The following is a 26,176-nucleotide window of genomic DNA, read 5'->3' on the forward strand; positions in this document are numbered from 1 at the left end:
TCCAATTCCGCAGCAACTGGAGGATCCATGCGCAAACTCTTAACCGGTGTGGGTGCCGTGATCGCCCTCGCCGCCACCACGCTCCACGCGACACCGGCCGCGGCCGCTGACGCGCCCTACGACGTCCTGGTGTTCTCCAAGACCGCCGGCTTCCGGCACGACTCGATCCCGACCGGCATCCAGGCGATCCGGGATCTCGGCGCCGCCAACAGCTTCACCGTCACCGCGACCGAGGACGCGAACGCGTTCACCACGGCCAACCTCGCGCAGTACGAGGCGGTCGTCTACCTCAGCACCACCGGTGACGTGCTCAACGCGGCCCAGCAGACCGCGTTCGAGTCCTACATCCGCGGTGGCGGCGGCTACGTGGGCGTCCACGCCGCCGCCGACACCGAGTACGCCTGGCCGTTCTACGGCCAGCTCGCCGGAGCCTGGTTCGCCAGCCACCCGGCGATCCAGCAGGTCAACTCGAAGACCGAGAACCGGGCCCACCCGGGCACGGCGCACCTGCCGCAGACCTGGACCCGCACCGACGAGCTGTACAACTACCAGACCAACCCCCGCGGTACGGCTCGCGTCCTGGCCACCCTGGACGAATCCTCCTACTCCGGCGGATCGATGGGCGGCGACCACCCGATCACCTGGTGCAAGACCATCGACAGCGGACGGTCGTTCTACACCGGATTCGGGCACACCCAGGCGTCCTACGCCGAGGCCAACTTCCGCAGCCAGCTGCTCGGCGGCATCCGGTACGCGGCCAAGCGGGCCAAGGCCGACTGCAGGCCCGAGACCGGCTACACCACGCTCTACAACGGCTCCACGACCGGCTGGTCGCAGTCCGGGCCCGGCAGCTTCACCAACACCGACGCCACACTGAGCTCCGTCGGCGGCATGGGCCTGTTCTGGAACAGCGCCAAGCAGTACACCTCGTACTCGCTGAAGGCGGACTGGAGGCTCACCGGGGACAGCAACTCCGGCATCTTCGTCGGCTTCCCCAACCCGGGCGGCGACCCGAACGTCGCGGTGAACCAGGGCTACGAGATCCAGATCGACGCCAGCGACGCGGCCGACCGGACCACGGGCTCGATCTACACGTTCAAGTCCGCCGACATCGCGGCACGTGACGCCGCGCTCAACCCGCCAGGGGAGTGGAACTCCTACGAGATCCTCGTCGAAGGCCAGCGCATCCGCGTCTACCTCAACGGTTCGCTGATCAACGACTTCACCAACACCAATCCGGCCCGCAACCTGGACGGGTACATCGGCATCCAGAACCACGGCGCCGCCGACCAGGTCGCCTTCCGCAACATCCGGATCAAGGAGCTCGGCACGCAGCCGACCGAGTCGAACCTGGCCCTGAACAAGCCGGCGACGGCGTCGAGCGTGGAGTCGGGCGCTTATCCGGCCTCGGCCGCGGTGGACGCCTCGACGACCAGCCGCTGGTCGAGCCTCTTCTCCGATCCTCAGTGGATCCAGGTCGACCTGGGCGCCACTTACACCATCAACCGGGTACGGCTGGTCTGGGAGGCCGCCTACGGCTCGGCGTACCAGATCCAGACCTCACCCAACGGCACGACCTGGACCACGGTTCGAACCGTCACCGGCGGTAACGGCGGTGAGGACAACAACACCGGCCTGAACAACTCCACCAGATACGTGCGCATCTACGGCACCACCCGCGGCACCGCCTGGGGGTATTCGCTGTTCACCTTCGAGGTCTACGGCAGCTGATCACCAAAGGCCGGCGGGGTGCTAACCCGCCGGCCTTTCGGCTGCTAGAAAGTTACGGCGAAGCGGTCGACGAGCATGTAGGTGCCCGATCGTTTGACGGCGCGCAGGGTGTGGGTTCCCTGCGGCAGTCCGCGGGCGCTGTAGATGACCTGCTGGGTCAGGCGGGCGCCGCTGGTGGTGTCGGCGGTGGTCTGGAGTACGCCGTCGAGGTACACCTCCACCTGGCCCTGATCGGAGTAGCGTTCGGACAGGAAGTCGATGCCGGTGCCGGTGCCGGTGAAGGTGAACGACGCGCCGTTGGTGGTCGTGTAGCGCACGTCGTCGTTGTAGTCACCGAGACCGCGGGCGCCGCTGGTGGACCAGCCGGTGCCGTAGGTGGCCACGCTGTCGTTGAAGCGCCGGGTCGTGCCGGCTGTGGGGTGCAGCTGCGACTGCGGCACGATCTGGGCCGGGGTGCTGGGGCTCTCCAGGAGAGCTTCATGAACGCCTCGCTGCCCCGTTCTGTCTGTTCCAGGCGGATGTCGTAGCGGCGGCCCGCGACGAGGGTCACGCTGCCCTGGTCGACCGCCGCCGTGTGCGGGGTGGCGTTGTCGATGACCAGTTGCCCGTCGATCCACAGCCGCACGGTGTCATCGGACGCGGTGGTGAAGGTGTAGCGCTCGGAGTACCGCGGCTGGATGGAGCCGGTCCAGCGGCTGGAGAAGTTGTCGGTGCCGATCGACGCCGCCGGGGAGCCGCTGAAACGCCAGGCGTAGTTGACGGTCGGATCCGTCCGGGTGACCGCTGGTGTGCCGGTGAACGTGGTGTTGCTCCAGAACTCCGCCTTGAGTCCGGAACCGGTGCCGGCCGCCGCGGGCGTGGGGGTGGTGATGTCGGCCTCGATGACGGTGGCGATGGCGTTGGTGGCACTGCCGCTGGGCAGGAAGTCGTTGCCGTCGCCGGCGGCTCGCACGGTCACGGGTGAGGCGCTGCCGAGCACCCGGGCGCCGGTGACCGTGAACGGTGAGCGCAGGCTGAGGTGCAGGGTGCCGGCCCAGGCGTTGACGACCAGGTAGAGCTTGTTGCCCTTACGGGTGACGCGGCCCCAGCTCGGCTGGGCGACCAGGCCGGTGTAGCCCGCGCCGGTGATGGCGGCGCTGTTGGCGGTCATCCAGGTTCCGATGCCGCGCAGTGCGTCGGCCTGCCCGGCGGAGACCGCGCCGGTGTCGGTGGGGCCGATGTTGAGCAGGAGGTTGGCGCTGTTGCTCGTCAGGTTCGCCAGGTCGCGCACCATCGTGGTCGGCGACTTGAAGCTGGTGTCCCAGGAGGTGTACCCCCAGGTGTTGTTGATCGTCATGCAGGATTCCTAGAGCTGCACCGAAGGCGGGGCGCTGGCGAGCGACTGCTCCGGGGTGCCGAATTCGCCGTCGACAGGGCGGCGCTTCACCACCCGGTTGTTGGTGATGATCTGCGGTGAGATGCCACGGATGAACCGCTCCAGATCCTCGCCGTTCTGGGCCGTCCACGGGTTGGTGGGGTTACTTTCGGTCCATTCGCCGTCGAACCACAGCACCGCGGGGTCGTAGCTGGTCACGAGCTCCTGGAGTTGCGCCGTCATCTTGGTGACGTAGGCAGGGAAGTTCGAGACGAAGTCCGGGTCGTGCCAATCCCAGATGGAGTAGTACACGCCGAGCTTGATGCCGTTGGCGGTCGCGGCGTTCTTGAGTTCGCGCAGGATGTCGCGGGTGAAGCCGGAATGGTCGCGGAGGTTCCACCGGTTGACGCGGGTGGGCCACATGGCGAAGCCGTCGTGGTGCTTGGCGGTGATGACGATGTACTTCTGGCCGGCCTGCTTGGCCAGCTGCACGATGGCGTTCGCGTCGAACGAGGCGGGGTTGAAGGTGGCGGCCTTCGCCTCGTACTCGTTCCACTTGATGTTGCACTGCCGTTTGATCCACTCGGCGTCGCGGCAGGTGCCGTACTGGCCCTTGTAGTTGGAGTACGCGCCGAAATGGACGCTAACCCCGGCCGATCTGGTCATGGCCTAGGCGTCAGCCGTGACCATTGCCGCTGAACTGCGGATACACATCGGATGTCTTCGCTATGACTTGGTGGAACGCAGCGGTGTCGTCCGGGCGGCTTGGACGAAAGATCCACGCATCAGGCGGGGTCGGGTGCCGACAGCGCCACAGCGGCCTCGCCCGCGTAGACCATGAAGGTCAGCGTCTCCTGGAAGTACAGCTGGACGCTGGCGGCGTCGTGCGCGAGATAGCCGATCGAGACATCCTGGCCGAGGTGCAGTTCGAAGTCGCCGCCCCGGGTCGACAGCAGGAAGGCTCCGTCGATGGCGGGGGCCCAGATGTGCTCGCTGCCCACCATCCGGGTGATGTGCTCCTGGATCGGGTAACCCTGGTCGGCGGCCTCGCTGACCGCGGTGTAGGCGTCGGCGCCGAGCGCCAGCCGGTACGGGCCGTTGACGCCGGCCAGCCGCAACGCCGTCATGGCCTGGCCGATGGCGGTGGGATAGTCGCGCACGTGCGGCGGCAGGGCGACCGCCGGGTTGGTGGCGGCGGCGCGAAGACCGGTGATGCCGGCCGCGCCGTACCCCTCGAAGATCGCGCGGTCCTCGGCGAAGGCGATCTGGCGGGCGGCGTCCTTGACCGGCTGCCAGTCCGCGTCCCTGGCTCCGCGCTCCACGTCGTCGACCTGCTGCCGGTCGACGGTGAAGGGCACGCGGAGTTCGACGACCGGCTGGGAGCGGCGGATCCGGGCGATCACGCCCTCCGAGTGGGAGTCGACGTGCTGCAGGTGCCCGGTGCCGACCGCCGACAGCAGCACGCCGTCCGGGCCGGCGACGTCGACGATGCGACGGCCGGCCACGTGGCGGCGGAAGGTCCGCCCCGCCTCGTTCTCCAGGTCGGCCCAGGCGGCCGCGCAGATGGGCGCGAGTTCCCGATGCAGGTTGTTCATCAGACTTCGCTTCCTCTGAGATCCCCGATCCCCAGGGATTCCAGCGACCGCCCGGCCGCGACGCCGGGCGGGTCGGGCAGGTCGTCGAGGAAGTCGGCGCTCGGGACGAAGAACAGATTGCCGGTCACGGGGACGGAGAAATCCAGGATCCGGTCATGCCGCGCCGGCGGATCGCCGAGGAACATCCGCTCCAGCATCCGCTCGGTGACCGCCGGAGTACGGGCGTAGCCGATGAAGTACGTGCCGAACTCGCCGCGCCCCACCGAACCGAAGGGCATGTTGTCACGCAGGATCTTGTGCTCGGTGCCGTCAGGATCGGTGATCGTGGTCAGCGCGACATGGGAGTCGGGCGGCTTGACGGCGTCGTCGAGTTCGACGTCGGACAGTTTCCGGCGGCCGATGACCATCTCCTGGGCTTCGACCGGCAGGGCGTTCCACGCCTGGAGATCGTGCAGATACTTCTGGACGATCACGTAACTCCCGCCGGCGAACGGCGGGTCCTCCGCGCCGATCAGGACGGCGGCGCCGGCCGCCGCGCCGACCGGATTCTCGGTGCCGTCGACGAAGCCCAGCAGGTCTCGCACGTCGAAGTACTTGAATCCCGGCACCTCGTCGCGGACCGTCACCACGCCCCGGATCCGGTCCATGATCTCCGAGCCCAGCGCGAAGCACAGGTCAGGCCGCTGGGCCCGGATGTGGAACAGCAGATCACCCGGGGTGGCCACCGCGTGGTGGACCGGGCCGGTGAGTTCGCGGAACGGGTGCAGCCCGGCGGGACGCGGCCCGGCGAACAGCCGGTCCCAGGCCCGGGAACCGATCCCGGTGACGCAGCTGAGCCTGCCCTCCTGCGACCGGAAACCGACCGCCCGCTCCAGGCCCGCCAGCTCACCGAGCAGGTCCCGGACGCGGGACTCGCCTCCCGGATCGATGGTCACCACGAGGAAGAGGGCGGCCCTGGTCAGCGGGCTCAGCACCGCCTGCGGCTCCGCCATCGCCGTTCACCCCCTGGTGGCACCACCCGAGAAGGCTTGGGCAGTAGTCACTCCCCGCCATACCCACTCACTCACCGTCTACGCGGAGTGCCTCTTCAGGGGGTGGGGGCCTTGCTGCCGTAGCCGAACTCGGAGACGACGGCGCCACCGGGGTCCCGGAGCTTGGCCGCGTCGCCCTTGTCGTTCCAGATCGGGCGCCTGCTGTTGTAGGTGTAGCCGCCCCACTCGGGGTGGACCTCATTGGTGTAGATGCGGATCTTCTGGCCGGGCTGCAGGACGGTGCCGGGCGGGAAGACGAAGTCCTGGCCGACGTCGTCGGCGCCCAGGGTCCAGCCGGAGATGTTGGCGGCGACGGTGCCCCGGTTGATGATCTCGACGAACTCGTCGGCCTGGGTGTACTTCACCTCACCCTTGTGGCGGACCGTGGTGATGTGCACGTCGGGCTCACCGGCGCGGGCGAAGATGGCGACCACGTCGGCGCTGTTGGAGCCGTTCTCGGGGCTGATGAACTGGCGGACGACCTGGCCGTTCTGCTTGAAACCGCTGATGACCACGCCGTAGGTCTCGCCGTCGATGGTCACGGTCTGGGGGGAGACGAAGGTGGGCAGGTCGACGATGTCGTCGGGGGCGGGGCCGTTGTTGGGCGTCTCGTTGTGGTGGAAGCGGAAGCTGAAGTCGGCGTTGGTGCCGTCCTCGAAGGTCACGTTGACGGTCAGGTCGACGTCGAACTGCGGTTGCGGCATGGCCTGGATCGGGAAGTTCTCGTGGGTGAAGGTGCCCAGGGTGAACTCGGTCCCGTCGGTCCGCACCGGGACGGCTCCGCCCCGGAAGACGTAGCCGCTCTTGCCGCCGCCGACGGGCTGTCCCCAGGTGACGTAGTCGGTGCCCACGCCGCTGAGGTTCGGTGGGTTCGTGCTCATGGACGGCCACGAACCGGCTGTGGTGGCGGTGCTCATTGAGTGGTTCCCTCCTTCAAGTATTGCGATAAGTAATTATGTGAACACCGAAAGTGATTGGTAAAGGGCGCGGCTGACCACAAGTGGCCGCTCCCCGCCCATTGACTTCGAGTGACTTTCAGCTACTGAAAGTAGTGACCCCTGGTTACTTCGGTGCGCGGGCGGCCAGGGTGAGCAACTCGGCATCGACAGCACGAGGGTCGCCTTCGCGCCGTAGCGGACGACCAGGCGTCCGCCCAGCGGTGCGGTGACGATGCCCCCGGCGGTGCCGGGCAGCAGGTAGACCAGGCTGGTGGCGAGCACGGTCGCGCCGAAGCCGTACCCGCCGATTTCGGGCGGTGTCTGGACGAAGGCGAGACCGACAGGAAGACGACGAACATCGAGACGCCGAGGAACAGCCCGGCCACGTTGGCGAGGACGATCGGACGGTAGGTGAGCATCCGGGTGCTGACCAGCGGCTGGCCGATCCGCCGCTCGAACAGCACGAATACCGTCAGAACGGCGACCGCGCCGGCGAGCGAGGCCAGGATCCCGGCGGAGGCCCAGCCCCACGTGTTGCCCTCCTGGAGTGCCAGCAGGAGCAGTACGAGACCGGTGCCGAGCAGGACCGCGCCGGTCCAGTCGATGCGTCCGGTGGCCACGGCCGCCCGGCGCGGCAGCATCCACGCCCCGGCGAACCCGGCGGCGGTCATCAGCGTCGCCAGCCAGAACAGCCGGTGGTAGTCGCCGCCGGATCTCATGAGCAGGCCCGTGATCACCAGCCCGACCCCGGCGCCGACCGCCAGCATGCCGCTGACCAGCGCCATGGCGCCGGTGAGGCGATTCGGCGGCAATTCTCCCCTGAGCATGCCGATGGACAGCGGGAACAGCCCGAAGCTGGCGGCCTGCATGACGCGCCCGAGCAGCAGGAGCGGCAGATCGATGGTCGTCGCCGCGATCACCGAGCCGATCAGGACGACGGCGAGCACACCGAGCATCACCGGGCGGCGCCCCCGCAGGTCGCCGAGGCGGCCCAGCAACGGGGTCAGGACGGCCGCGGCCAGCAGGTTGGCCGTCACCACCCAGCTGACGGCAGAGGCCGAAACGCGGAGATCTGCCTGGATGTTCGCGATGACCGGGACGACCAGCGTCTGCAGCGCGGAGACCAGGAGCACGCTGTAGGCCGCGACCGGCAGCACGAAACGGGAGGGTGGCGACGTGTGCGCGGCCTCGGCGAGCTAGCCTCCCTGCTTGCGGCGCTGTGTCCGGCGTTCCCAGCTGTTGGGGTGGCGGATGACCACGCCGCCCGCGCCGCCGGTGCCGGTGAGGCGAATCAGCGGCGTCCTGGGGAGCCGATCCGACGTGGTCTTGTCCCAGAAACCACCTAGGCCAGGCTCCATCGCGGTGGTCTCCGCCACCCACCCGTCAGGGATGATGATCGTGACGCTGCCCATCTGGCCGTGCGCCTCTATCTCGATCTCGGGCAGCCGGCATTCGGTCTGGGTGAAATCGAGCTTGGCGCTGCCCATGCCGCCGGACACGGTGATCCGCGCGGGCACCCGCCAGCGCCCGGTACGTGTCGCGCCGGTCAGGCCTCCGTCGAGGACCAGCGGCTGGACCGGATCCGCGGCGAACTCCGGCGGCAGATCGGCCGTGAGAGGCGCCAGATCGGCGTAGGTCCTGGCGTTCAGCGCCAGGTCCAGTCGCACGTCGAGCTCGCTGAGATCGATGCGACCCTCGGCCGCCGCCGCGGTCAGCCGCTCCACCACGGCATCACGCTCGTCATGTGAGACGCGCAGCTCATTACGGCGGACGGGTTCCGGAAGCCCAGCAGTCATACCTCAATGGTACGGAAATACGGGGAAAGCGGCGGCCGTCGGCTTGCGTAGCGGGCGGAATGACGTGCCGTCGAGAGCTGTCGCGTTCGGGGACCTCCATTCCGGTGCCGGAGCGAATAACCTGATCTCGTGACAGAGCGAAGCGCCGGTGAACTCCACGGGACTCTGCGAGCCTCAGACGCGGACCGCGAGGCGATGTCGGAGCGGCTGCGGGTGGCCGCCGGCGAAGGCCGGATCACTCTGGACGAACTGGACGACCGGCTCGAAGGCGTGTACGCCGCCAAGACCTACGCCGAGCTTGACGCGCTGGTCGTGGATCTTCCGCAGAACCGGTCGGCGGCGCCCGACGGCAAACCGCTGGTCCTTGAGACCCGTTCTGGCTCGATCAAGCAGGTGGGTCGCTGGGTGGTGCCCGAGCGGATCACGGCCAAGGTGACGATGGGCAACATCACGATCGACTTCACCGAGGCGGAGTGCCGTCATCGGGAGGTGCGCCTGGACGGCACCTGCGGGTCCGGCCGGATCATCGTCATCGTGCCGCGCGACTGGATCGCCGTCGTCGACGGGGTCGTCACGGGGACGGGCCACGTGATCAACAAGGCGGGCGGCACCGCCGACATGGATGTGGTGACGACACTACTGGTGACCGGCAAGGTCGGCATGGGCCGTATCAGGATCAGGTATTCGGCCCGCTGACAGGCCGGACGGGTACGGATGGGGTTTCCGCCATTCGGCGGGTGGTTTCCGCCGGGTGGCGCTCGATCGGGAGGCGGGGCGGGATCACGATGCTGGTAGGCGGTGATGTCAGCCGCGCGTAACACCCTCGACATCAAGGAGCCGATCATGAGCGTACCCACTCCGCCTCCGTTCGATCCCGAGCTGGCGGCGGCGCTGGCCGTGATGGCGGAGTTCATCCCGCCGTCCCTGACGCTGGAGACGCTGCCCACGCTGCGCGGGGCAGACATCGGCGGGATGGAGGAGGACCTCACCCGGGGTGGCGCGATCGACGTCACGGAGCTGACCGTCCCAGGACCGGCGGGCGAGCCGGACATCTCGCTGCTCGTCCTGCGCCCGGCCGGCGAGGCGGGACCGGTGCCCGCGCTGTACAACATCCACGGCGGCGGCATGATCATGGGCACCAACCGGCTGATCCCCACCGAGATGCTCGACATGATCGTGGAGTTGAAGCTCGCGGTCGTCTCGGTGGAGTACCGGCTCGCGCCCGAGCACCCGCACCCCGCGCCGGTCGAGGACTCCTACGCGGGCCTGGTGTGGACCGCGAAGCACGCCGGCGAGATCGGCGTCGACCCCGCGCGCATCCTCGTGATGGGCGCGAGCGCGGGCGGCGGGCTCGCGGCCGCCGTGGCGCTGCTCGCCCGCGACCGGGGCGGCCCCGCCCTGATCGGCCAGCTGCTGCTCTGCCCGATGATCGACGACAGGAACGACACCGTGTCCAGCCACCAGATGGCGGGCCTGGGCATCTGGGACAGGATCTCGAACGACACCGGCTGGACCGCGCTGCTCGGTGACCGGCGCGGCGGGCCCGACGTCTCCCCGTACGCCGCGCCGGCGCGGGCCACCGACCTGTCCGGCCTGCCGCCCGCGTTCATCGACGTCGGCTCGGCCGAGACGTTCCGGGACGAGGACGTCGCGTACGCCACCCGCATCTGGCAGGCGGGCGGAGTCGCCGAGCTGCACGTGTGGCCCGGCGGGTTCCACGGATTCGACATGATGGCGCCGCACGCCGCGATCTCGCAGGAGGCGAAGGCGGCGCGGCTGAGGTGGCTGCGGCGGATCCTCGGCGCCTAGTCGCCGTACCCGGCGGGCTGAGGCAGGATGGCATGGTGAGAGAGCTCGCCGGCAGGCTGGCCGCGCTCGACCCGGACGCCAGCGCCGCGGTACAGGTGATCGTCTACTTCGACCGCCTGGTGGAGGCCAGAGCTGGGCTGGAGGCGATCGTCCGGGGCGCGGCGGTGCTGGCGGGCTGCCCGGCCCGTCTCATCGATTCCGATCACCGGGTGAACGTGCGGGTCCTGGGGGACGGGCGGCGCGAGGACGCCGCGGCGTCGCCCGACCCCGCTTGGTTGCACACGCCACTGGGCTACGAGCACGCCGTCCTGTGGCTGGAGCGGCCAGGACCCGCCGGTGCGGTCGACCTGATGGTCCTCGAACGGGCCGCCGGCGTCGCCCGCGACGCACTGGAGCGCACCCGCGGCCGGGCCACCCCGGTCGGCGACCCCGCCTTGGTCGAGCTCCTGCTCGACCCGTCCGCCACCGAGGCCGACCGCCTGCACGCGGCCCGCCGGCTACGCCTCCCGGAGACCGGCCTCTGGGCCGTGGCCATCGCGGGCGGCCCACCGATGATCGAGCACACCGGCACGCGCGGCCGCGTCGACGACCGCCCCAAATCGGGAGCAAGGCGGGCGGGAGTCGGACCCGCCGGGCGAGTGGTCGATCTTCCCAGGTCATGGCTGGCGGCGAAGACCGCACTGCGGTTCGCGGCCGACGGAGACGAACAGGATCCGGGCCCAAGAGTGGTACGAGCCGACGACCTGGGCGGACTCATGGTCCTGGCCGCAGCCGTGGCCGCCGACAGCGAGCCGGTGCCTGACGTGAAAGCCCTCGACCACGCGGCCACCGCGGCCCCGTGGATGCTGGCCACCCTGCACGCCTCCGCATCCGAACCGAGCCTGCGCACGGCCGCCGCAACACTCACCCTGCACCATTCGACCCTCCAGGATCGCCTCACCAGGGCCGAACACCTGCTCGGCTGGAACGTCCGCGAACCCCAGGGCCGTCTCCGCCTGCAACTCGCCTTCGCCCTGAGACGCCTGCACCGGCATCCCCCCACGTGACCACCGCGAGGCATCGAGGGAACCTTCACCGCCCGCCGCTCTTTCCCGAGTTCTCCGGGATCTACCGCTGTGCCGGGTCAGCGGAACAGGGCGATGGGGCGGAAGAGTAGGCGTGCCGTGATCGGGTCCCAGCTTTCCACCCAGCCCAGGCAGCGGCCGAGCATTGGGCCTTCGCCTTCTGGCATGTTTCGGATGTATCGCCTGGCGCAGGTGATTACGACTTTGGAGCCGGTGGCTGGGTCGGTGTTGCCGTAGGGGGCCTCGGAGATCATGGAGGGGCTGTCGGGGGGTGACAGATCGTCGCGTCTCCAGAATTTTCCGTACAGGAGGACGAAACCGCCGGTGTCCGATAGCTGGACCTTGTCGGGGAGGTTGTCGCGGAGGTCGTTGCGGCTGGCGGCGAGGGCTGGCCGCCGGTGACCTGTTCGCGGACCAGGTCGACTCGGACGATCTCGTCGGCTTTGTCCAGGCGGTCGAGGATTCCGCCGAGCAGGGCGGCCGGTTCGGAGCTCTTGCGGAATCTGCGGCGGACCTCGCGGCTGACCAGGCGCCGGGTTCGCGCGCTCAGGCGTTTGACTCCCGCGGTGCCGTCGTTCTCCATCTGCTCGGAGCCGCCCTCCTCTATCTCCTCGTCTTCGGCCTCGCGCAGTTCGAGCACGAATTTGTCGTCGAGGTAGATAGGGATTCCGCGATGGCTGCGGTGGGTGATCAGGCGATGGATGCGGCGATGCCGCCAGGCGAGCACCGGGAGGGCCGCCAGCGAGCAGACGGTGATGACCCACACCAGTAATTCCGGCCACCAGTAAGCCAGCCATTCCGAATCAGAAACAGCCACGGGTCTCCTTGAACGCCTCTGACAATGACCGGGAGGTGGCGTCGATCAGTTCGCCGCCGGTTCGCTTCGCCACGCGGCTGAGTTCCGCGGCGTCGGCGGCGCCGAATCAGATGGCGGGGTTGATCGGCCGCCGGGCCGTCCTGTCCATGATCCACCGCTGGGCCCGTTCGCCGCGGAGCCACTCGACGACCTTGTCGTAGGACGGTCGATGCTCGGGTTTGAGCAGCAGCAGGGGGTAATCGGACAGCACGATCCCGTCCGCCGGATAAATGATCCGCAGCGGGTCCCGCGATCCGCGCGCGGCGTTGGGGGACAGCAGGACCGACTCATTGGTGATCAGCCCATTGATGCCGCCCTGGGCTGCGAGGAACTGGCGGGCGGCCTCGTCGGCATTGTCGGTGACCGCCTTGTGGCCGGTCCGGAATCCGATCAACCGGTCGCAGCGGACGTCCTCCAGCCGGAGTGCTCGGCCGGTTCCCGCCGCGGCGGTGGCCACGCCCACCAAGGCGGCCTGGCCGCTGCCGCTGTGCCGGGGATCGCCCATCGCGAAGCGCAGCCGGCCGGCGGCGGCCTGGTCGGCGATATCCGCCCACGTCACATCCGGCCCGTCGGCGGTGAGCCGGTCGGCGATATCGGGGGTGACCCCGACCACCAGCGGCGAAGTCATGATCGAGACGCTCAGCGGCGTGGCCTGGACCGGGCGTTGCTCGTGCAGCCGCACGTCCAGATAGCGGTTGGAGGACAGCCAGGCCAGGTCGTAGGCCGGATCGCCGCGCACGATCGTCTCGCTGGCGTCGATGGTGCCGCTGTAGTCGAGCGTGAGCTGCACTCCGGTCGCCACGCGAAGGTCGTCCAGCAGCGGCTCAAGGTCACGGAGTTCGGAACTGGCAGCACGCGCAGCCGTACCGGCTCGTCTCCGGCGGTTGAGCACCCGCCCGCCGTACCGAGCAGGATCACCACGACGCAGAGCGCCGCGTGCAGTCGGGCGGCCATGGAGCGGGTCATTGGCCGGGTTTCGGGCATTCGCGGATTCCGGACAGCACTTCAGCGATCATCACTTCGAGTAGCGCCCCGTCCGGCAGGTCGGCCTTGGTGGTGTGCGGATTCAGGACCGGCATGGCACTCCCTTGCCGCGAAGATATTGGCCCAGGCTCGCGCTGCTGTTGATGCCGCCGTCCCCGACCACACGGAAGCCCAGTTCCAAGCCCCGGCGTTGGATCTCGACGTCCGTGTCCATGACCTCGCCGAGCCTGCGTCCTTTGTCGGTCAGCGACACCAGGCGGGGCTGGGTCAGATGGCTCGTGCTGGGGTACAGCAGCACCCGGTCTCGATCCAGGCTTCATTCCTCTGTACGGCTCCGACCTGGTAGGCCAGGAACTGGTGCTCGTACAGCACGATCAGCGGCCACTGCCGGCCCTCGTCCACGAAATAGAGAGGGTGCAGTTCCTGAGCCGCCATTCCCCGGGCCAGCAGCATCGGGCGGATCCGGCGGGCCACGGCGCGCGCCTCTTCGCCCGTGGTGACGACTCGGCCATTACCGTCGGGGCCCTTGTTCTCGGTGAAAGCCAGCAGCCCCAGATAAGTGGCGGCGTGGTTGGCGTCACACAGATCCGAGGTCTGCGCCAAGATCAGGTTGCGCTTGGACAGCGTGGGTCCAGATCGGACCACCTGGTGTGGTCGCGCATCAGCTCGACGAATTTGTCAAAGTTCAGGTCGTAGTAGATCGGGGGTCCGCCGCTCTGATCAACCTGCTGGGGGGTGATCAATCCTTCCCGCTCCAGCACGTTGGCATATTAACGATAGGTGCCGAGCCCAATCGGGCTGACGAACAATTGCTTGTGTTCGCGGGCGGGCGGCATGTGCCGCCCGCCCGTCTCGCTCAGTGCGGGTCGCCGGTGAACGCGGCGAAGAGTTCGGGCAGCCGGTCGAGGGCGGCGGCGACGGCGAGCGGGTTCTGGTACTCCCGCCAGTGCACCGTCTGGCCGTCCCTGACCCGCAGGACGCTGACGAACGGCGCCGAGGCCCGGTGTCCGGTCGTGGTGACGACCCCGGCGAGCGTGTACTCGGCCACGATCACCTCCGGGTCGGCGGTGTCGTGGATGACGACGTCGCGGACCTCCTCGAAGCGGACCGGGAAGTTCTCCCGCTGGGGGGCGGCGAAGGCCAGGAACTCGGCGCGGCCCTCGAAGCGCCGGGGCCGTCCCGGCGGGGCGAACGGCGTCTCGATGACGACGTCTTCGGCGAGCAGCCGGGGGTCGCTGTCGATCTGCCCCAGCCACGCCTGCCGCATGAGCGCGAATACCTCACGGGGGCCGAGGAAAGCGGAAACGGGCATGGTCATGTCCTTCCACGAGACGGAGACTATGATGAGTCGCGACTCACATTCATGATGATGAGTGGTCACTCATGTTGTCAATCGCGAAGAAGGGCCGACCGTGACCGGTGCGCAGGACTCCTCGCCCGCCTCCAAAGGGCTCCGCGCGGACGCGCGCCGTAACCGAGAGCGGATTCTCGCCGTGGCCGAGGCCGTCTTCGCCGAACACGGCCCCACCGCCTCGACCGAAGAGGTCGCCGCCAGGGCGGGCGTCGCGGTGGGCACGATCTTCCGCCACTTTCCGACCAAACAGAGCCTGCTCGCGGCCCTCATGAAGGACCTCCTGGAGCGCCTCACCGACGAGGCGCAGGCACTCGCCGGCGGCGACTCGTCCACGGCGCTGTTCACCTTCTTCGCCGGCGTCGTCGAACAGGCGGCCCGCAAGAAGACCGTTGTCGAACTACTCGCAGGAGACGGCGTCGACGTCCAGGTCGCCGACTCCGTGGCGGCCCTCCGCCAGGGGATCGCCATCCTGCTCGACCAGGCTCAGCGGGCCGGCGCCGTCCGGCGGGACGTCCGTGCCGACGAGGTGCTCGCCCTGCTCACCAGCAGCTGTCACGGCGCTCTGCACGCCGGCTGGGACGACGACCTACGCCGCCGCACGCTGACGATCATCTTCGACGGCCTGCGAGCGGGTCACGGGACGACGTAGTCGGCGTCACGCGCGTCCGTGATCGCCATGTGGCCGGGCGCGTGCCCGATCGCGAACCTGACGCCGCTGGCCATCACGGCCGCCTGGGTCGTCACCCCGCAGGCCCAGAAGACCGGCACCTCGCCCGGCCGTATCTCCACGGGATCGCCGAAGTCGGGCGCCTTCAGGTCGCGGATGCCGAGCTGCTCCGGCTCCCCGACGTGGACGGGCGCGCCGTGCACCGCCGGATAGCGTGACGTCACCCGTACGGCCGTCGCGACCAGAGCCGCCGGGACCGGCCGCATCGACACCACCAGCGGCCCCGACAGCGCGCCCGCCTCCCGGCACAAAAGCCCGGTCCGGTACATCGGCACGTTCGACCCGGTCTCCTGATGCCGCACGGGAACACCCGCACGCAACAGCGCGTCCTCGAAGGTGAAGCTGCACCCGAACAGGAACGGCACCAGATCGGCCCGCCAGAATGGGGTGACATCGGACAGTTCGGCCACCGCGACCCCGTCCTCGTACACGACATAACCCGGCAGATCCGTACGCAGATCACCCGGGAAGATCGACGTCCGCACGGCGCCCTCGTCGCCCACGTCCAGCACCGGGCACGGACGCGGATTGCGCTGCGCGAACAGCAGCAGGTCATACGCGTACGCCCGCGGCACCGCGAGCAGGTTGGCCTGCGTCCAGCCGGGACACAACCCGGCGGTCGGAACCCGCAGCCCACCCCGGAACCGGGCCCGCGCCTCGGGCGGAGTCATCGCATTCACGACTCAGACATACCCGAAAGCACGGGCCCCTCTGCCGGCGTCAGCTGGCGTACGCCTCCAGTTCGAAGATGCGGGCCGCGGTGTCACTGTCACTCGTCGGAGTGATGACGTTCAGTCGTATATATCGGGCGGACGTCGGAGTGAACGTGTGCGTGGTCGTACTGGCCGTGTTGTTTCGGACCGTCGCCACATTCGTCCAGGTCGTGCCGTTGGTGCTGATCTGGACGTCGAAGTCCTTGGTGTTCCACGAGGTCTTCTCGCCACCCGCGCCCGCGTGACGGAGGACGACCTTGCCCACCGTGGTGGCGGACTGGAGGTCGACCCGGAGCCACTTCGACGCGCCAAGCGAGCACCACTTGTCGGCCAGGCCGGCGTTGTAGGTGCCGTTGACGGCCTTGGCGGGCGCCTCGTTGGCGGCGCACTGGCTGTCGGCGGTGGCGGGCTTGTTCAGGGCCAGGTTGGTGGGGGCGCCGGTCTGCGGGACGTACAGGCGGAGGTCGGTGAGGCTGGCGCTGCCCTCGTACACGTTGGTGTAGAGGTCGCCGATCACGAAGTAGTCGGGGTAGGAGGAACCCGCCGGCCACTGGTTGGGCCAGGTGGTGCCGCCGCCGGGCTCGTTCTGGAAGAGGCTGGCGTTGTAGCGGCCGTCGTACTCGCCGGGGGCGGTGTTGTAGTGCCAGATCGGCGCGTTGTTGACGATGAACGGCCGGTGCATCCGGATGGTTCGCTGGCCGGAGCGGGCGAAGTTGCCGGTCACCTCAAGGATGTAGCCGGTCGCGTCCCGCTCGATGGCGAAGGTGTAGAACTGGTTCGGCATCAGCTCGGGCTGGAGTTCGGCCGCGGACGAGAGCTGCTGCTCGGCCACGCCGCCGGAGCACGGCGTCATGAACCACTGCGAGTTGCCGGCCAGGCCGCCGGGGCCCGGGTTCCAGTTCGGCAGCCCGCTGATCCACATGTTGACCGTGTTGAAGTTGCCGTCCCGGTAGTTGTAGTACGTGTTGTTGGCGGCGTTGCAGACCCGCCCGCCGGTCCCGGAACCCACCCGATCCGGGTGCTGGGAGAAGGAGTCCATCAGCACCTTGCGCCGGTAGTGCCAGAAGTGGTTGTTCCGCGGCGCGGGATTGGCGAAGTCCACGATCGCCATGAAGTGGAACCCGTTGTACCCGTAAGGCCCGGACCGGACATCCTGCCACTCGCAGTACGGAGCCGCCGCGTTCCCGGTCCACCCCGGCGAACGCGACCCCTCACCCCACGGATGCTGGGTCTTGCACCCGGTGTTGCTGTACCCGTTCGTCCGGTTGTTGTAGGTGATCGACCCGTTCCGCTTCCCGCCGAAGTCCAGCGTCTTGAGCTTGTACTCGACCCGATACCGGTCGGGCAGCCGGCTCGACGGCCGCAGGATCACGCCGCCGGTGTGGTCGGGCACGTTCATCACGGCGACGCTCTCGGCGCCGAGCGGCTGGGTGGTGAGCGTCGGCGGATTCTCGATCACGCCGTCCTTGTTCCAGTCGCGGGCCGACAGCGAGGCGGTCAGCCAGCCGTTCTGGCCGACCGGGAACTCCTTGCGGTAGGTGTTGAAGGAGTTGAGGGCGGTCGTCCACGCGGCGCCGTAGTCGTTGCGGTACCACTGCCCGGGGTCGTCCATGATCGTGTCGAACGGCTGGGCGTAGGTGTCGCGCGTCCAGGGCGCGTTGCCCGGGTTCAGCGCGGAGGTGAAGGTCTCGTTGTAGAGGAGGGTCCAGCCGGGGCGGGTCGGATCGTCCGCGACCGCCGCTGGGCTGGTCGCGACCGTTCCGGTGAGGAGGAGGGCGGAGGCGGCCGCGGCGATGGTCGCCCGGCGCATGAGGGTTCTCTTCATTGATCCTTCTCGGGAAGGGGGGCCCGGGTGGCGTCGCCGTCCGCCACCGGGCCGCAGGGGGCTCAGCTGTGGGCTTAGAAGCTGCCGTCGGGGTTCATGAACTGGGCTGCGTTCTCCTTGGTGACTCGGGGGGACGGAACGACCGTGTCCTTCTCCACCTGGGCGCCGCCCAGGATCTCGACCGCCCGGTCCAGGCCGAGCGCGCCGATGATGTCGGCGTCGTTGAGGCCGGTGACCAGGTAGTTGGTGCCGTCCATGATCGCCTTCAGCGCCTCGGCCTGGCCGTCGACGCCGGCGATGATGATCTGGTCGGTCTTGCCGGCGTCCGCGATCGCCCGCTGCGCGCCCAGGCACATCGCGTCGTTCTCGCAGAACACCGCCTTCATGTCGCCGTTGGTGGCCAGCAGGCTCTCCATCACGGTGAGGCCGCCGTCCGAACCCCAGTTGCCGAAGTCCGGGGCCTCGACCAGGGTGATGTTCGACTTGGCGGACAGCACCGACTTGACGCCGTTGGTACGGGCCGAGCCGATGGTGTTGTCGGCGGGGCCGCCCTTGATGATGCCGACCTTGCCGCCGTCGGCCAGCTTCTCGGCCAGGAACTCGCCGTTCTGCCGCCCGATGGCCTCGTTGTCGGGGCCGATCCAGCTGGTGTACTCACCGGTCTGGAACTTGCGGTCCACCAGCACGACCGGCTTGCCCGCCGCCTTGATGGAGTTGAGCACCGCGGGCGCGGACTCCAGCGGGCCGCCGGAGATGATGACCGCGTCCACGTTCTTGCTCAGCAGGTCCTCCACGTTGGAGGCGAGCTTGGCCGCGTCCCCGTTCGCGTCCGTGCTGATGATGTCGACGTTGCCCTTCTTCTTGGCCTGCGCGGCGATGGCCTTGTCCATGCCGCTGAAGTACGGCCCGCCGAGCATGAAGTTGGCGACGCCGATGGTGTATTTGCCGTCGCCGGACGCCGACGCGGCCGGGGCGGCCGTGTCGGGCTCGGACGAGCAGCCGGTGACGACCAGGGCGAGCGCGCCCGCCAGCAGCAGGCCGCTGAGCTTTCTCGTGATCATGGTGACTTTCTCCCAGGGGTTAGCCGCGCACCCGGTTGGTGCGCTGGACGAGGATGACGGCGATGATGATCAACCCCTTGAGCACTTGCTGCCAGAAGCTCTGGACGCCGTACAGGTTGAGCAGGTTGTTGATCAGAACCAGGACGAGGACGCCGCCGAAGGTGGCGCGCGCGGAGCCGCGCCCGCCGGCCAGGCTGGCGCCGCCGATCACGCACGCGGCGATGGCGTCCAGTTCGAACGCCACACCCACGCTCGGCTGCGCGATGCCCACCCGGCTGGCCAGGATGACCCCGGCCAGACCGGCGCAGGCGCCGCTGATCGTGTACGCGAGCGTCACGTGCCGTGGCACGTTGATGCCCGCGAGCCGGACCGTCTCGGCGTTGCCACCGATCGCCACGATGGAACGCCCGGCCGGAGTACGGGTGAGGAAGATCCCGCCGGCCACGAAGACGGCCAGCATGATGAGCGTGCTGACCGGGAGCGGCCCGGCCATCGCCGAGCCGAGGGTGAAGAACGCCGGGTCCTCCGGCGCGATCGGCACCTCGGAGTAGACGAAGGCCAGGCCGCGGATGGTGGTCAGCGAGGCGAGCGTGACCACGAAGGAGGCCAGCCCGAACCGGGACACCAGGGTGCCGTTGATCAGCCCGAAGCCGACGCCGGCCAGCAGCCCGGCCAGCATGGCGACCGGGATGGGCAGGTCGGCCACCAGGCCGGCGGTGAGGATGCCGGAGAAGGCCACCACCGAGCCCACCGACAGGTCGATGCCCCCGGTCAGGATCACCACCAGCATGCCGAACGCGAGCAGCCCGGTGGTGACCATCTGCTTGAGCAGGTTGGTGAGGTTGGTCTGGGTGAGGAAGGTGTCCGAGGTGACCGCGGCCACCGCCACCAGCAGCACGATCAGCGTCACGAACGCCGCCGTCACGGTGACGTCCCGCCCGCCCACCACCAGGCGGGTCATCCGGATTCTGGCGATGTGCCCGGTCATGCGGCCTGTCCGATCGCGTGCGCGAGGATCTCGTCCTCGGTGGTGGACTCCGAGCGCAGGTCACCGGCGAGCCGGCCGTTCCGCATCACCAGCACCCGGTCGGTCGCGCCGAGCACCTCGGTGAGGTCGGAGGAGATGAGCAGCACGGCGAGACCCTGCCGGGCCAGGTCGTCGACCATGCGGTAGATGTCGACCCGGGTGGCCATGTCGACGCCCCGGGTGGGTTCGTCCAGGATCAGCACCCTCGGCCCGGCCAGCAGCCACTTCGCGAGCACGGCCTTCTGCTGGTTGCCGCCGCTGAGCGCGGCCACCGGCATGGTCGCGCACCGGCCCGGCTGGATGCTCAGCCGGTCGATCATCTCGGTGACCCTGCGCTTCCGCCCGGCCATGTCGATCAGCGGGCCGCGCCGGTTGGCGCGCATGGTGGCCAGCGCGATGTTGTCGAGCACGGTCATGCCGAGCACCAGCCCGGAGCGTTTGCGGTCCTCGGTGACCAGGGCGAGCCCGGCCGCGATGGACGCGGCGGGGGAGCGGTAGGCCCCCGTGCCCTTCGTCGGGGGTTCCGCGCCGAACACGCACCGGGCCATCTCGCTGCGCCCCGAGCCGACCAGGCCGAACAGCCCGACGATCTCCCCGGCGCGCAACTCGAAGGAGATGTCCTCGAACTCACCCTTCCGCGAAAGTCCGGAAATTTCGAGTCTTGTCTCGGCGGGGGCTTCGCGGCGGGCCGGGTAGATCTGCTCCAGGCGGCGACCGGCCATCAGGCCGATCAGCTCGGCCTCGCTGGTGTTCGCCGGTTCGGTGGTGGCGATGATCAGGCCGTCCTTGATCACCACGATCGAGTCGGCCAGTTCCATCACCTCGGCCAGCCGGTGCGAGACGTAGACGACCAGGACGCCGCGCTCCCGCAGCCGGCGGATCAGCGCGAACAGCGACTCCAGGTCGCTGCCCGCCAGCACCGCCGACGGCTCGTCCAGCACCAGCACCTTGACCTCGCCGGCCAGCGCCTTGGCGATCTCCACCATCTGCTGCCTGGCCACCGACAGGCGGCCCGCCAGCATCCGCGGGTCGATCGCGCCGAAACCGGCGCTGTCCAGCAGCTTCTTCGCCCTGCGGTGCGCCTCCGGCCAGTCGATCAGGCCGCCGCGCCGCCGTGGGAACGCGCCCATCAGCAGGTTCTCGGTCACCGACAGGCCGCCGACGATGGACAGCTCCTGGTAGACGGTGCGGATGCCCCGGGCGTGCGCGTCGTGCGGCGAGCGCAGGTCCACCCGCTCGCCGTCGACGCGCAGCTCGCCCGAGGTCATCCGCTGGGCCCCCGCCAGGATCCGGATCAGCGTGGACTTGCCCGCGCCGTTCGCGCCGACCACGGCGAGCACCTCGCCGGGCCGGCCGGTGAGGTCCACGCCGTGCAGGACTTCCACGTCGCCGTAGCTCTGCCGTACGCCCCGGAGTTCGAGGCTCATCCGAACGCCTCCATGACGATGATCGTCTTCTGCCGGGTGAAGTCGAGGACGGTCTCGTGCAGGCCCTCGCGGTAGCCGCCGGTGTCCTTGGTGCCGCCGAACGGCAGGTTCTCGGCGCGCAGCGCGGTCGAGCCGTTGATCACCACGCCGCCCACGTCCAGGTGCCTGGCCAGGGTGAAGGCGCGGGAGACGTCGCGGGTGAAGACGGCGGCGTGCAGGCCGTACGGGGACTCGTTGGCCATCCGGACGGCGTCCAGCGGGTCGGTGAAGCGGGCCACCGGGGCGACCGGGCCGAAGATCTCCTCGGCGAAGGCCGGGCTTTCCGCCGGGACGTCGATGAGCACGGCCGGGTCGACGAAGGCGCCCCGCCGGCCGCCGCCCGTGACGAGCTGGGCGCCGTCCTCGACCAGGCGATCGATGGCGGCGCACACCTGTTCCGCGGCGTCCTCGGTGATGAGCGGGCCGACGTCGGTGGACTCCTGGAGCTGGTCGCCGACGACGAGTTTGGCGGTCTGGGCCAGCAGTGAGGCCAGGAACGCGTCGTGGATGCCGTCTTGTGCGTACACGCGCTTGACCGCGCAGCAGATCTGGCCGTTGCCTCGGGCGAGGCGGCCGAGCACGACCGCCTTGGCGGCCTCCTCCGGGTCGGCGTCGTCGCAGACGATGAGCGCGTCGTTGCCGCCGAGTTCGAGGAAGACCTTCTTCAGGGTGCCGGAGGCGAGTTGCGCGATCGCGCGCCCGGCGGCGGTGCTGCCGGTGAGGGTGATCGCGGCGACGCCGGGCAGGGTGGCCAGCGCCTGGGAGACGGCGACGCCGCCGGTGACCAGCTGGTGCGCGTGCGCGGGCAGGCCGACGGTGGCGATCAGTTCGGCCACCCGGGTGAGCGCGAGCGGGCACTTGGCCGGCGGCTGCACGACGACCGCGTTCCCGGCGGCGAGGGCGGCGGCGGCTTTGTGCGCGTACAGCTCGACCGGGTAGTTGAACGGCACCAGCGCGGCGACCACGCCCAGCGGCTCGCGGGTGGTCACCGCGAGATGCCGCTCCAGGCCGGGTACGGCGTCCAGCGGGATCTGGCGGCCGAACAGCCGGGTGGCCTCGCCCGCGTACCCACGGAAGATCCGGATCGCGGCCTCGACCTCGCCTCTGGTCTGCGGGATCGGCTTGCCGTTCTCGGCGGCGAGCAGCCCGGCCAGGTCGTCCAGCTCGGCCTCGATCAGGTCGGCGATCTTCAGGAGCAGCGCGGCGCGCCGGTGCGCGGGGAGCGCGGCCATCGCGCGCTGGCCGTCCTGCGCCCGCTCGACGGCTTCGGCCACCTCCCGCGCGTCCAGGTCCGGCACCTCGCCGAGGTGCTCTCCGGTGCCGGGGTTGCGGACGGCGATGGGCATCTGGGCACTCCTATGGTTGTGGTTCATATCGGCCGGCTGCCGTTCTTGACGGTGGGGCCGTAGCCGAGTCGGTGGCTGATGTCGGTGGCCATGGCGAGGGCGCGCGGGGCGAGGCGGTGGCAGTCGTCGATGCTGAACCGGCCCGCCGGGGCCGACACGCTGAACGCGCCGACCGGCTGGCCCGCCGAGTTGCGGATCGGGAGCCCGACGCAGCGGACGCCCTCCTCGTTCTCCTCGTCGTCGATCGCGAAGCCCTGACGCCGGATCAGCGCCAGCTCGGCCAGCAGGTCGTCGCCGGTCAGCGTGCGCGGCGTGCGGAGATCGAGATGCTCGGCCAGGACCTCGTCGATGGTCGGCGGGTCGAGCAGCGCGAGCACGGCCTTGCCCATCGCGGTGCAGTGCAGCGGCGCCCGGTTGCCGATCCTGGACACCAGCCGGACCGACTTGGCGCTCTCCACCTTGTCGATGTAGACGATCTGGTGCCCCACCGGGACGCCGAGGTGCACGGTCTCGCCGCTGAGCTCGACCAGTTCCGCCAGGTACGGCTGCGCGACCGCGCGCAGTCCGTCCTCGTCGAGGTACTGCCCGGCCAGCATGATCAGGGTGACGCCGAGCCGGTAGCAGCCCGCCTGGTCCCGATCCAGGACCCGCAGTTCCAGCAGTGAAGTGACATATCGGTGAGCTGTGCTCACCGCCACGCCGGCCCGGGCGGCCAGGGCGCCGAGCGTGATTCCGCTCCGCCCCGCCTCGGATACGGCGGCGACTATTTCGAAAGCCTTGTCAACGCTCGACGACTTCCGTCCGCTTCGCATTCGAGTTACTCGAATCTATTTTCATATTCCTGCAACACAATTGCGAGAGTTCCATCAGCGGTTGGTCGTGTCAAGAGTCCAGGGCATGCGGAAGGAGGTGCCCTGTTCCTGCTTCAAAGCATCTGATAGTGACGTTTTGTGGACTTAATGGTCCGATGTATGTATCGAAGGGAGATTTATTGCGCGATTCAGTGAGTTAATTGCGCGATAGTTTGTCTATTCTGCGTCTAGTGGGCAAAGGTCGTGGATCTTGCCCGAGCAGGCGGCCGTGTCGGCGCGATGACGTGCGCGTGAAGATCCTGGGCGGGCGAGTCGCCCGCCCAGGAGGGATTACTTCGCGGTGGCGGTGCGCTGGGCGAGCAGGGAGTCGCGGATCTCACCGGCGCGGATCGCGGTGGTGGACAGCAGCGTCGAGGTGATGCCGTGCGAGTGCTCGGTGCCGCCCTGCAGGTAGATGCCGGCGGTGACCTGGGTGGAGACCTGGACCCGGTGGTCGCGGTCGACGCGGATCGCGTCCTCGTCGTCGCGGAGGCAGAGCTTGCCGGTCTCGCCGAGGAGGGCGCCGAGGTCCTGCGGGCGGTAGCCGGTCGCGTGGATCAGCAGGTCGGCGTCGAGGAGTTCGTGCTCGCCGGTGGGCAGGTACTCGACGGCCACGGTGAGCCCGTCGTCGTGCTCGCGGACGTCCCTGATCCGGGAGACGTTCAGCATGCGCAGGCGCTTGCGGCCGTGGACCTGCTCGCGGTACATGGTCGCGTACAGGGCTTCGATGAGCTCGGAGTCGACCACCGAATAGTTGGTGCTGCGGTGGTACTCGAACAGGGACTGCTTCACCTCGGGCGGGGAGGTGTAGTAGACGTCCACCGCCTCGGGGTCGAAGATGCGGTTGGCGAACGGGCTGTCGTCGGCGGGGGTGTAGCCGTACTTGGCGAAGACGGCGCAGACCTCGGCGTCGGCGAAGACGCGGTGCAGATAGTCGACCGCCTCGGCGGCGCTCTGGCCCGCGCCCAGGACGAGCGCGCGGCACACCGGCGTGCCGCTGGCGGCCAGGTCGGCGACCCGGGGGATGAGCTGGCTGGTGTGGCAGATCCGGTCCGACAGCACGGTGCCCGGCGGCAGATGCGGCTCCATGCCGACGGCCACGCAGATGTTCCTGGCCCGGCGCACCACCGTGCGGCCGGGGTCGCCGGGGTCGCGGCTGGTCACGTCGAACCAGCGGATCTCGCCGCCCTCGGCCCGTACCGGCTCGACCAGCAGCACCTCCGCCGCATACTCCACCAGGTGCCGCATCCGGGCCGCCGCCCACTCGAAGTAGTCATGGAACTCGGCGCGTAACGGGAACAGCGTCTTCTGGTTGAGAAAGTCCACAAGACGGCCACGTTCCTGCAGGTAGCACAGGAAACTGAAATCACTGGCCGGGTTCCGCATGGTGACCAGGTCCTTCGGAAACGACACCTGCATGGTCGCGTCGTCCAGCAGCATGCCCCGATGCCAGCCGAACTGGGGCTGCCGCTCCAGGAAGCCGGCGGTGATCACGTCTCCGGACGCGTGGTTGTGCTCCTCAATCGCGATGGCCAACGCCAGATTGGACGGCCCGAAGCCGATCCCCAGCACATCGTAAACAGCTTCCGGCCCGGTGCGCAGCGTGGTCACCGCGACATCGCCTCCTTCATCGCTCGTATGGTAAATAAGGTTAGCCTTACCTTGCAACAAGGTCGCGATGGAGAGGAAGCCACACCATGCGGGTAGTCATGTTCGGCTATCAGACCTGGGGACACCGCACGCTGCGGGCGCTGCTGGACTCCCGCCACGAGGTCGTGTTGGCGGTGACGCATCCGCGGAGCGAACACGCGTACGAGAAGATCTGGGATGATTCGGTGGCTGACCTGGCGGCGGAGCACGGTGTGCCGGCGCTGCTCAGGAACCGGCCGACGGATTTGGTGGACGTGGTCAGGGATCTCGCGCCCGACCTGATCGTGGCCAACAACTGGCGGACCTGGTTACCGCCGGAGCTCTTCGACCTGCCGGCGCACGGCACCCTGAACGTGCACGACTCGTTGTTGCCCGCGTATGCGGGGTTCTCGCCGCTGATCTGGGCGCTGATCAACGGGGAGAAGGAGGTCGGGGTGACGGCGCATCGGATGAACGCCGAACTCGACGCGGGCGACATCCTGGTTCAGCGCGCGGTTCCCGTCGGGCCGGCCGATACCGCCACGGATCTGTTCTTCCGGACCGTCGACCTGATCGCTCCGATCGTTCAGGACGCCCTTGAACTGATCGACTCAGGCGAGGCGCAGTGGATTCCGCAGGATCGGGCCGCGGCCAGTTTCTTCCACAAGCGGGCGATCGAGGACAGCAGGATCGACTGGAGTTGGCCTGCGGAAGATCTGGAACGGCTGATCCGGGCGCAGTCGGACCCCTATCCGAACGCTTTCACGTTCCATCGCGGGGAGCGGTTGCGCATCACGTCCGCCGGTGTTTCCAGGGCCCGGTACGGCGGGACGCCCGGACGTGTCTTCATCCGCGAGGGAGATGGCGTGGTCATCGTCGCCGGGGCCGCCGCGCGCACCGGGCAGCGTCCGGGCCTGCTGGTGGAGCGGGTCAGGACGGACGACGGCATCGAACATGCCGCCGTCGACTATTTCCGGACGATGGGTGGCTACCTCACTTGAGGCGCTGTCGCGTGTGAG

At 69.0% G+C, this 26,176-nt stretch carries 27 protein-coding genes and 1 pseudogene; 6 read left to right on the forward strand and 22 right to left on the reverse strand.

What is annotated here, in order from left to right:
* Positions 1–27: 27 nt before the first annotated feature.
* Positions 28–1,731, forward strand: coding sequence for a ThuA domain-containing protein (locus Acor_RS01265; protein WP_155334605.1), 1,704 nt, complete (start codon positions 28–30; stop codon positions 1,729–1,731).
* A 44-nt stretch (positions 1,732–1,775) separates the two neighbouring features.
* Here Acor_RS01265 and Acor_RS42975 read toward each other — a convergent pair whose 3' ends face one another.
* The 8 genes and pseudogenes from Acor_RS42975 to Acor_RS01295 form a co-directional block, all read right to left on the reverse strand.
* Positions 1,776–1,952, reverse strand: coding sequence for a hypothetical protein (locus tag Acor_RS42975; RefSeq protein WP_218034085.1), 177 nt, complete (start codon positions 1,950–1,952; stop codon positions 1,776–1,778).
* A complete protein-coding gene (locus tag Acor_RS42980; RefSeq protein ID WP_246238348.1) occupies positions 1,889–2,881 on the reverse strand; it encodes a PA14 domain-containing protein in 993 nt (330 codons plus the stop codon). The genes Acor_RS42975 and Acor_RS42980 overlap by 64 nt, the downstream gene beginning before the upstream one ends.
* Positions 2,879–3,751 (reverse strand): annotated as a pseudogene (locus Acor_RS42985) (alpha-L-fucosidase); the annotation flags it as partial. The gene Acor_RS42980 and the pseudogene Acor_RS42985, both read right to left, overlap by 3 nt.
* Positions 3,752–3,870: 119 nt before the next feature.
* On the reverse strand, positions 3,871–4,680 hold the full coding sequence (locus Acor_RS01275) for a family 1 encapsulin nanocompartment shell protein (RefSeq protein ID WP_155334606.1): 810 nt from the start codon (positions 4,678–4,680) through the stop codon (positions 3,871–3,873).
* Positions 4,680–5,672 carry a Dyp-type peroxidase gene (locus Acor_RS01280; RefSeq protein ID WP_155334607.1) on the reverse strand — a complete coding sequence of 331 codons (993 nt, stop codon included), beginning with the start codon at positions 5,670–5,672 and terminating at the stop codon, positions 4,680–4,682. The genes Acor_RS01275 and Acor_RS01280 overlap by 1 nt, the downstream gene beginning before the upstream one ends.
* Before the next feature lie 95 nt (positions 5,673–5,767).
* A complete protein-coding gene (locus Acor_RS01285) occupies positions 5,768–6,628 on the reverse strand; it encodes a lamin tail domain-containing protein (protein ID WP_155334608.1) in 861 nt (286 codons plus the stop codon).
* A 122-nt stretch (positions 6,629–6,750) separates the two neighbouring features.
* On the reverse strand, positions 6,751–7,806 hold the full coding sequence (locus Acor_RS01290; RefSeq protein WP_218034066.1) for an MFS transporter: 1,056 nt from the start codon (positions 7,804–7,806) through the stop codon (positions 6,751–6,753).
* A gap of 39 nt (positions 7,807–7,845) precedes the next feature.
* Positions 7,846–8,445 carry a DUF1707 SHOCT-like domain-containing protein gene (locus Acor_RS01295; protein WP_155334609.1) on the reverse strand — a complete coding sequence of 200 codons (600 nt, stop codon included), beginning with the start codon at positions 8,443–8,445 and terminating at the stop codon, positions 7,846–7,848.
* Between the two features lie 129 nt (positions 8,446–8,574).
* On the opposite strand from Acor_RS01295, the gene Acor_RS01300 reads away from it, so the two are divergent.
* The 3 genes from Acor_RS01300 to Acor_RS01310 all read left to right on the forward strand — a co-directional run bounded on the left by Acor_RS01300 (position 8,575) and on the right by Acor_RS01310 (position 11,300).
* Positions 8,575–9,141, forward strand: coding sequence for a DUF1707 SHOCT-like domain-containing protein (locus Acor_RS01300; RefSeq protein WP_155334610.1), 567 nt, complete (start codon positions 8,575–8,577; stop codon positions 9,139–9,141).
* Between the two features lie 147 nt (positions 9,142–9,288).
* Complete coding sequence (locus tag Acor_RS01305) at positions 9,289–10,254, forward strand: alpha/beta hydrolase (protein WP_155334611.1); 966 nt, start codon at positions 9,289–9,291, stop codon at positions 10,252–10,254.
* A 32-nt stretch (positions 10,255–10,286) separates the two neighbouring features.
* Positions 10,287–11,300: a helix-turn-helix domain-containing protein gene (locus Acor_RS01310; RefSeq protein ID WP_246238335.1), complete on the forward strand. Its 1,014-nt coding sequence runs from the start codon at positions 10,287–10,289 to the stop codon at positions 11,298–11,300.
* A 77-nt stretch (positions 11,301–11,377) separates the two neighbouring features.
* Here the strand turns inward: Acor_RS01310 and Acor_RS01315 are convergent, their stop codons facing one another.
* The 6 genes from Acor_RS01315 to Acor_RS01340 form a co-directional block, all read right to left on the reverse strand.
* On the reverse strand, positions 11,378–11,572 hold the full coding sequence (locus Acor_RS01315) for a hypothetical protein (RefSeq protein ID WP_155334612.1): 195 nt from the start codon (positions 11,570–11,572) through the stop codon (positions 11,378–11,380).
* A complete protein-coding gene (locus tag Acor_RS01320; RefSeq protein ID WP_155334613.1) occupies positions 11,569–12,135 on the reverse strand; it encodes a hypothetical protein in 567 nt (188 codons plus the stop codon). Before Acor_RS01320 ends, Acor_RS01315 begins: the two co-directional genes overlap by 4 nt.
* A gap of 106 nt (positions 12,136–12,241) precedes the next feature.
* Positions 12,242–13,066 carry a substrate-binding domain-containing protein gene (locus Acor_RS01325; RefSeq protein WP_281353126.1) on the reverse strand — a complete coding sequence of 275 codons (825 nt, stop codon included), beginning with the start codon at positions 13,064–13,066 and terminating at the stop codon, positions 12,242–12,244.
* 174 nt (positions 13,067–13,240) lie between these two features.
* Complete coding sequence (locus Acor_RS01330) at positions 13,241–13,456, reverse strand: hypothetical protein (protein ID WP_155334615.1); 216 nt, start codon at positions 13,454–13,456, stop codon at positions 13,241–13,243.
* The gene (locus tag Acor_RS01335) at positions 13,426–13,803 is read right to left on the reverse strand and encodes a hypothetical protein (RefSeq protein ID WP_155334616.1); all 378 of its coding nucleotides are present in this window, start codon (positions 13,801–13,803) and stop codon (positions 13,426–13,428) included. Before Acor_RS01335 ends, Acor_RS01330 begins: the two co-directional genes overlap by 31 nt.
* 211 nt (positions 13,804–14,014) lie before the next feature.
* Positions 14,015–14,470 (reverse strand): nuclear transport factor 2 family protein, encoded by a 456-nt coding sequence (locus tag Acor_RS01340; RefSeq protein WP_246238336.1) that lies wholly within the window; start codon positions 14,468–14,470, stop codon positions 14,015–14,017.
* A gap of 100 nt (positions 14,471–14,570) precedes the next feature.
* On the opposite strand from Acor_RS01340, the gene Acor_RS01345 reads away from it, so the two are divergent.
* Entirely contained in the window at positions 14,571–15,161 is a 591-nt protein-coding gene (locus Acor_RS01345; protein WP_155334618.1) for a TetR/AcrR family transcriptional regulator, read from the forward strand.
* On the opposite strand, the gene Acor_RS01350 is transcribed toward Acor_RS01345, so the two are convergent.
* From Acor_RS01350 to Acor_RS01385, 8 genes are all read right to left on the reverse strand, one after another.
* Positions 15,146–15,910 carry a putative hydro-lyase gene (locus tag Acor_RS01350; protein ID WP_155334717.1) on the reverse strand — a complete coding sequence of 255 codons (765 nt, stop codon included), beginning with the start codon at positions 15,908–15,910 and terminating at the stop codon, positions 15,146–15,148. The genes Acor_RS01345 and Acor_RS01350 overlap by 16 nt on opposite strands.
* A 49-nt stretch (positions 15,911–15,959) precedes the next feature.
* Complete coding sequence (locus Acor_RS01355) at positions 15,960–17,777, reverse strand: discoidin domain-containing protein (RefSeq protein WP_218034068.1); 1,818 nt, start codon at positions 17,775–17,777, stop codon at positions 15,960–15,962.
* Positions 17,778–17,851: 74 nt separating this feature from the next.
* Positions 17,852–18,838 carry a substrate-binding domain-containing protein gene (locus Acor_RS01360; protein WP_155334619.1) on the reverse strand — a complete coding sequence of 329 codons (987 nt, stop codon included), beginning with the start codon at positions 18,836–18,838 and terminating at the stop codon, positions 17,852–17,854.
* A 19-nt stretch (positions 18,839–18,857) separates the two neighbouring features.
* Positions 18,858–19,826: an ABC transporter permease gene (locus tag Acor_RS01365; protein WP_155334620.1), complete on the reverse strand. Its 969-nt coding sequence runs from the start codon at positions 19,824–19,826 to the stop codon at positions 18,858–18,860.
* Positions 19,823–21,292 (reverse strand): sugar ABC transporter ATP-binding protein, encoded by a 1,470-nt coding sequence (locus Acor_RS01370; protein WP_155334621.1) that lies wholly within the window; start codon positions 21,290–21,292, stop codon positions 19,823–19,825. Before Acor_RS01370 ends, Acor_RS01365 begins: the two co-directional genes overlap by 4 nt.
* Positions 21,289–22,677, reverse strand: a complete 1,389-nt coding sequence (locus Acor_RS01375) for an aldehyde dehydrogenase family protein (protein WP_155334622.1) — start codon at positions 22,675–22,677, stop codon at positions 21,289–21,291. Before Acor_RS01375 ends, Acor_RS01370 begins: the two co-directional genes overlap by 4 nt.
* A gap of 23 nt (positions 22,678–22,700) precedes the next feature.
* Complete coding sequence (locus Acor_RS01380; protein WP_155334623.1) at positions 22,701–23,489, reverse strand: IclR family transcriptional regulator; 789 nt, start codon at positions 23,487–23,489, stop codon at positions 22,701–22,703.
* A 330-nt stretch (positions 23,490–23,819) separates the two neighbouring features.
* Positions 23,820–25,139, reverse strand: coding sequence for a lysine N(6)-hydroxylase/L-ornithine N(5)-oxygenase family protein (locus Acor_RS01385; RefSeq protein WP_155334624.1), 1,320 nt, complete (start codon positions 25,137–25,139; stop codon positions 23,820–23,822).
* A gap of 86 nt (positions 25,140–25,225) precedes the next feature.
* On the opposite strand from Acor_RS01385, the gene Acor_RS01390 reads away from it, so the two are divergent.
* Positions 25,226–26,158: a methionyl-tRNA formyltransferase gene (locus Acor_RS01390; RefSeq protein ID WP_155334625.1), complete on the forward strand. Its 933-nt coding sequence runs from the start codon at positions 25,226–25,228 to the stop codon at positions 26,156–26,158.
* Positions 26,159–26,176 lie beyond the last annotated feature (18 nt).

Source organism: Acrocarpospora corrugata, from assembly GCF_009687845.1.
Taxonomy (GTDB): domain Bacteria; phylum Actinomycetota; class Actinomycetes; order Streptosporangiales; family Streptosporangiaceae; genus Acrocarpospora; species Acrocarpospora corrugata.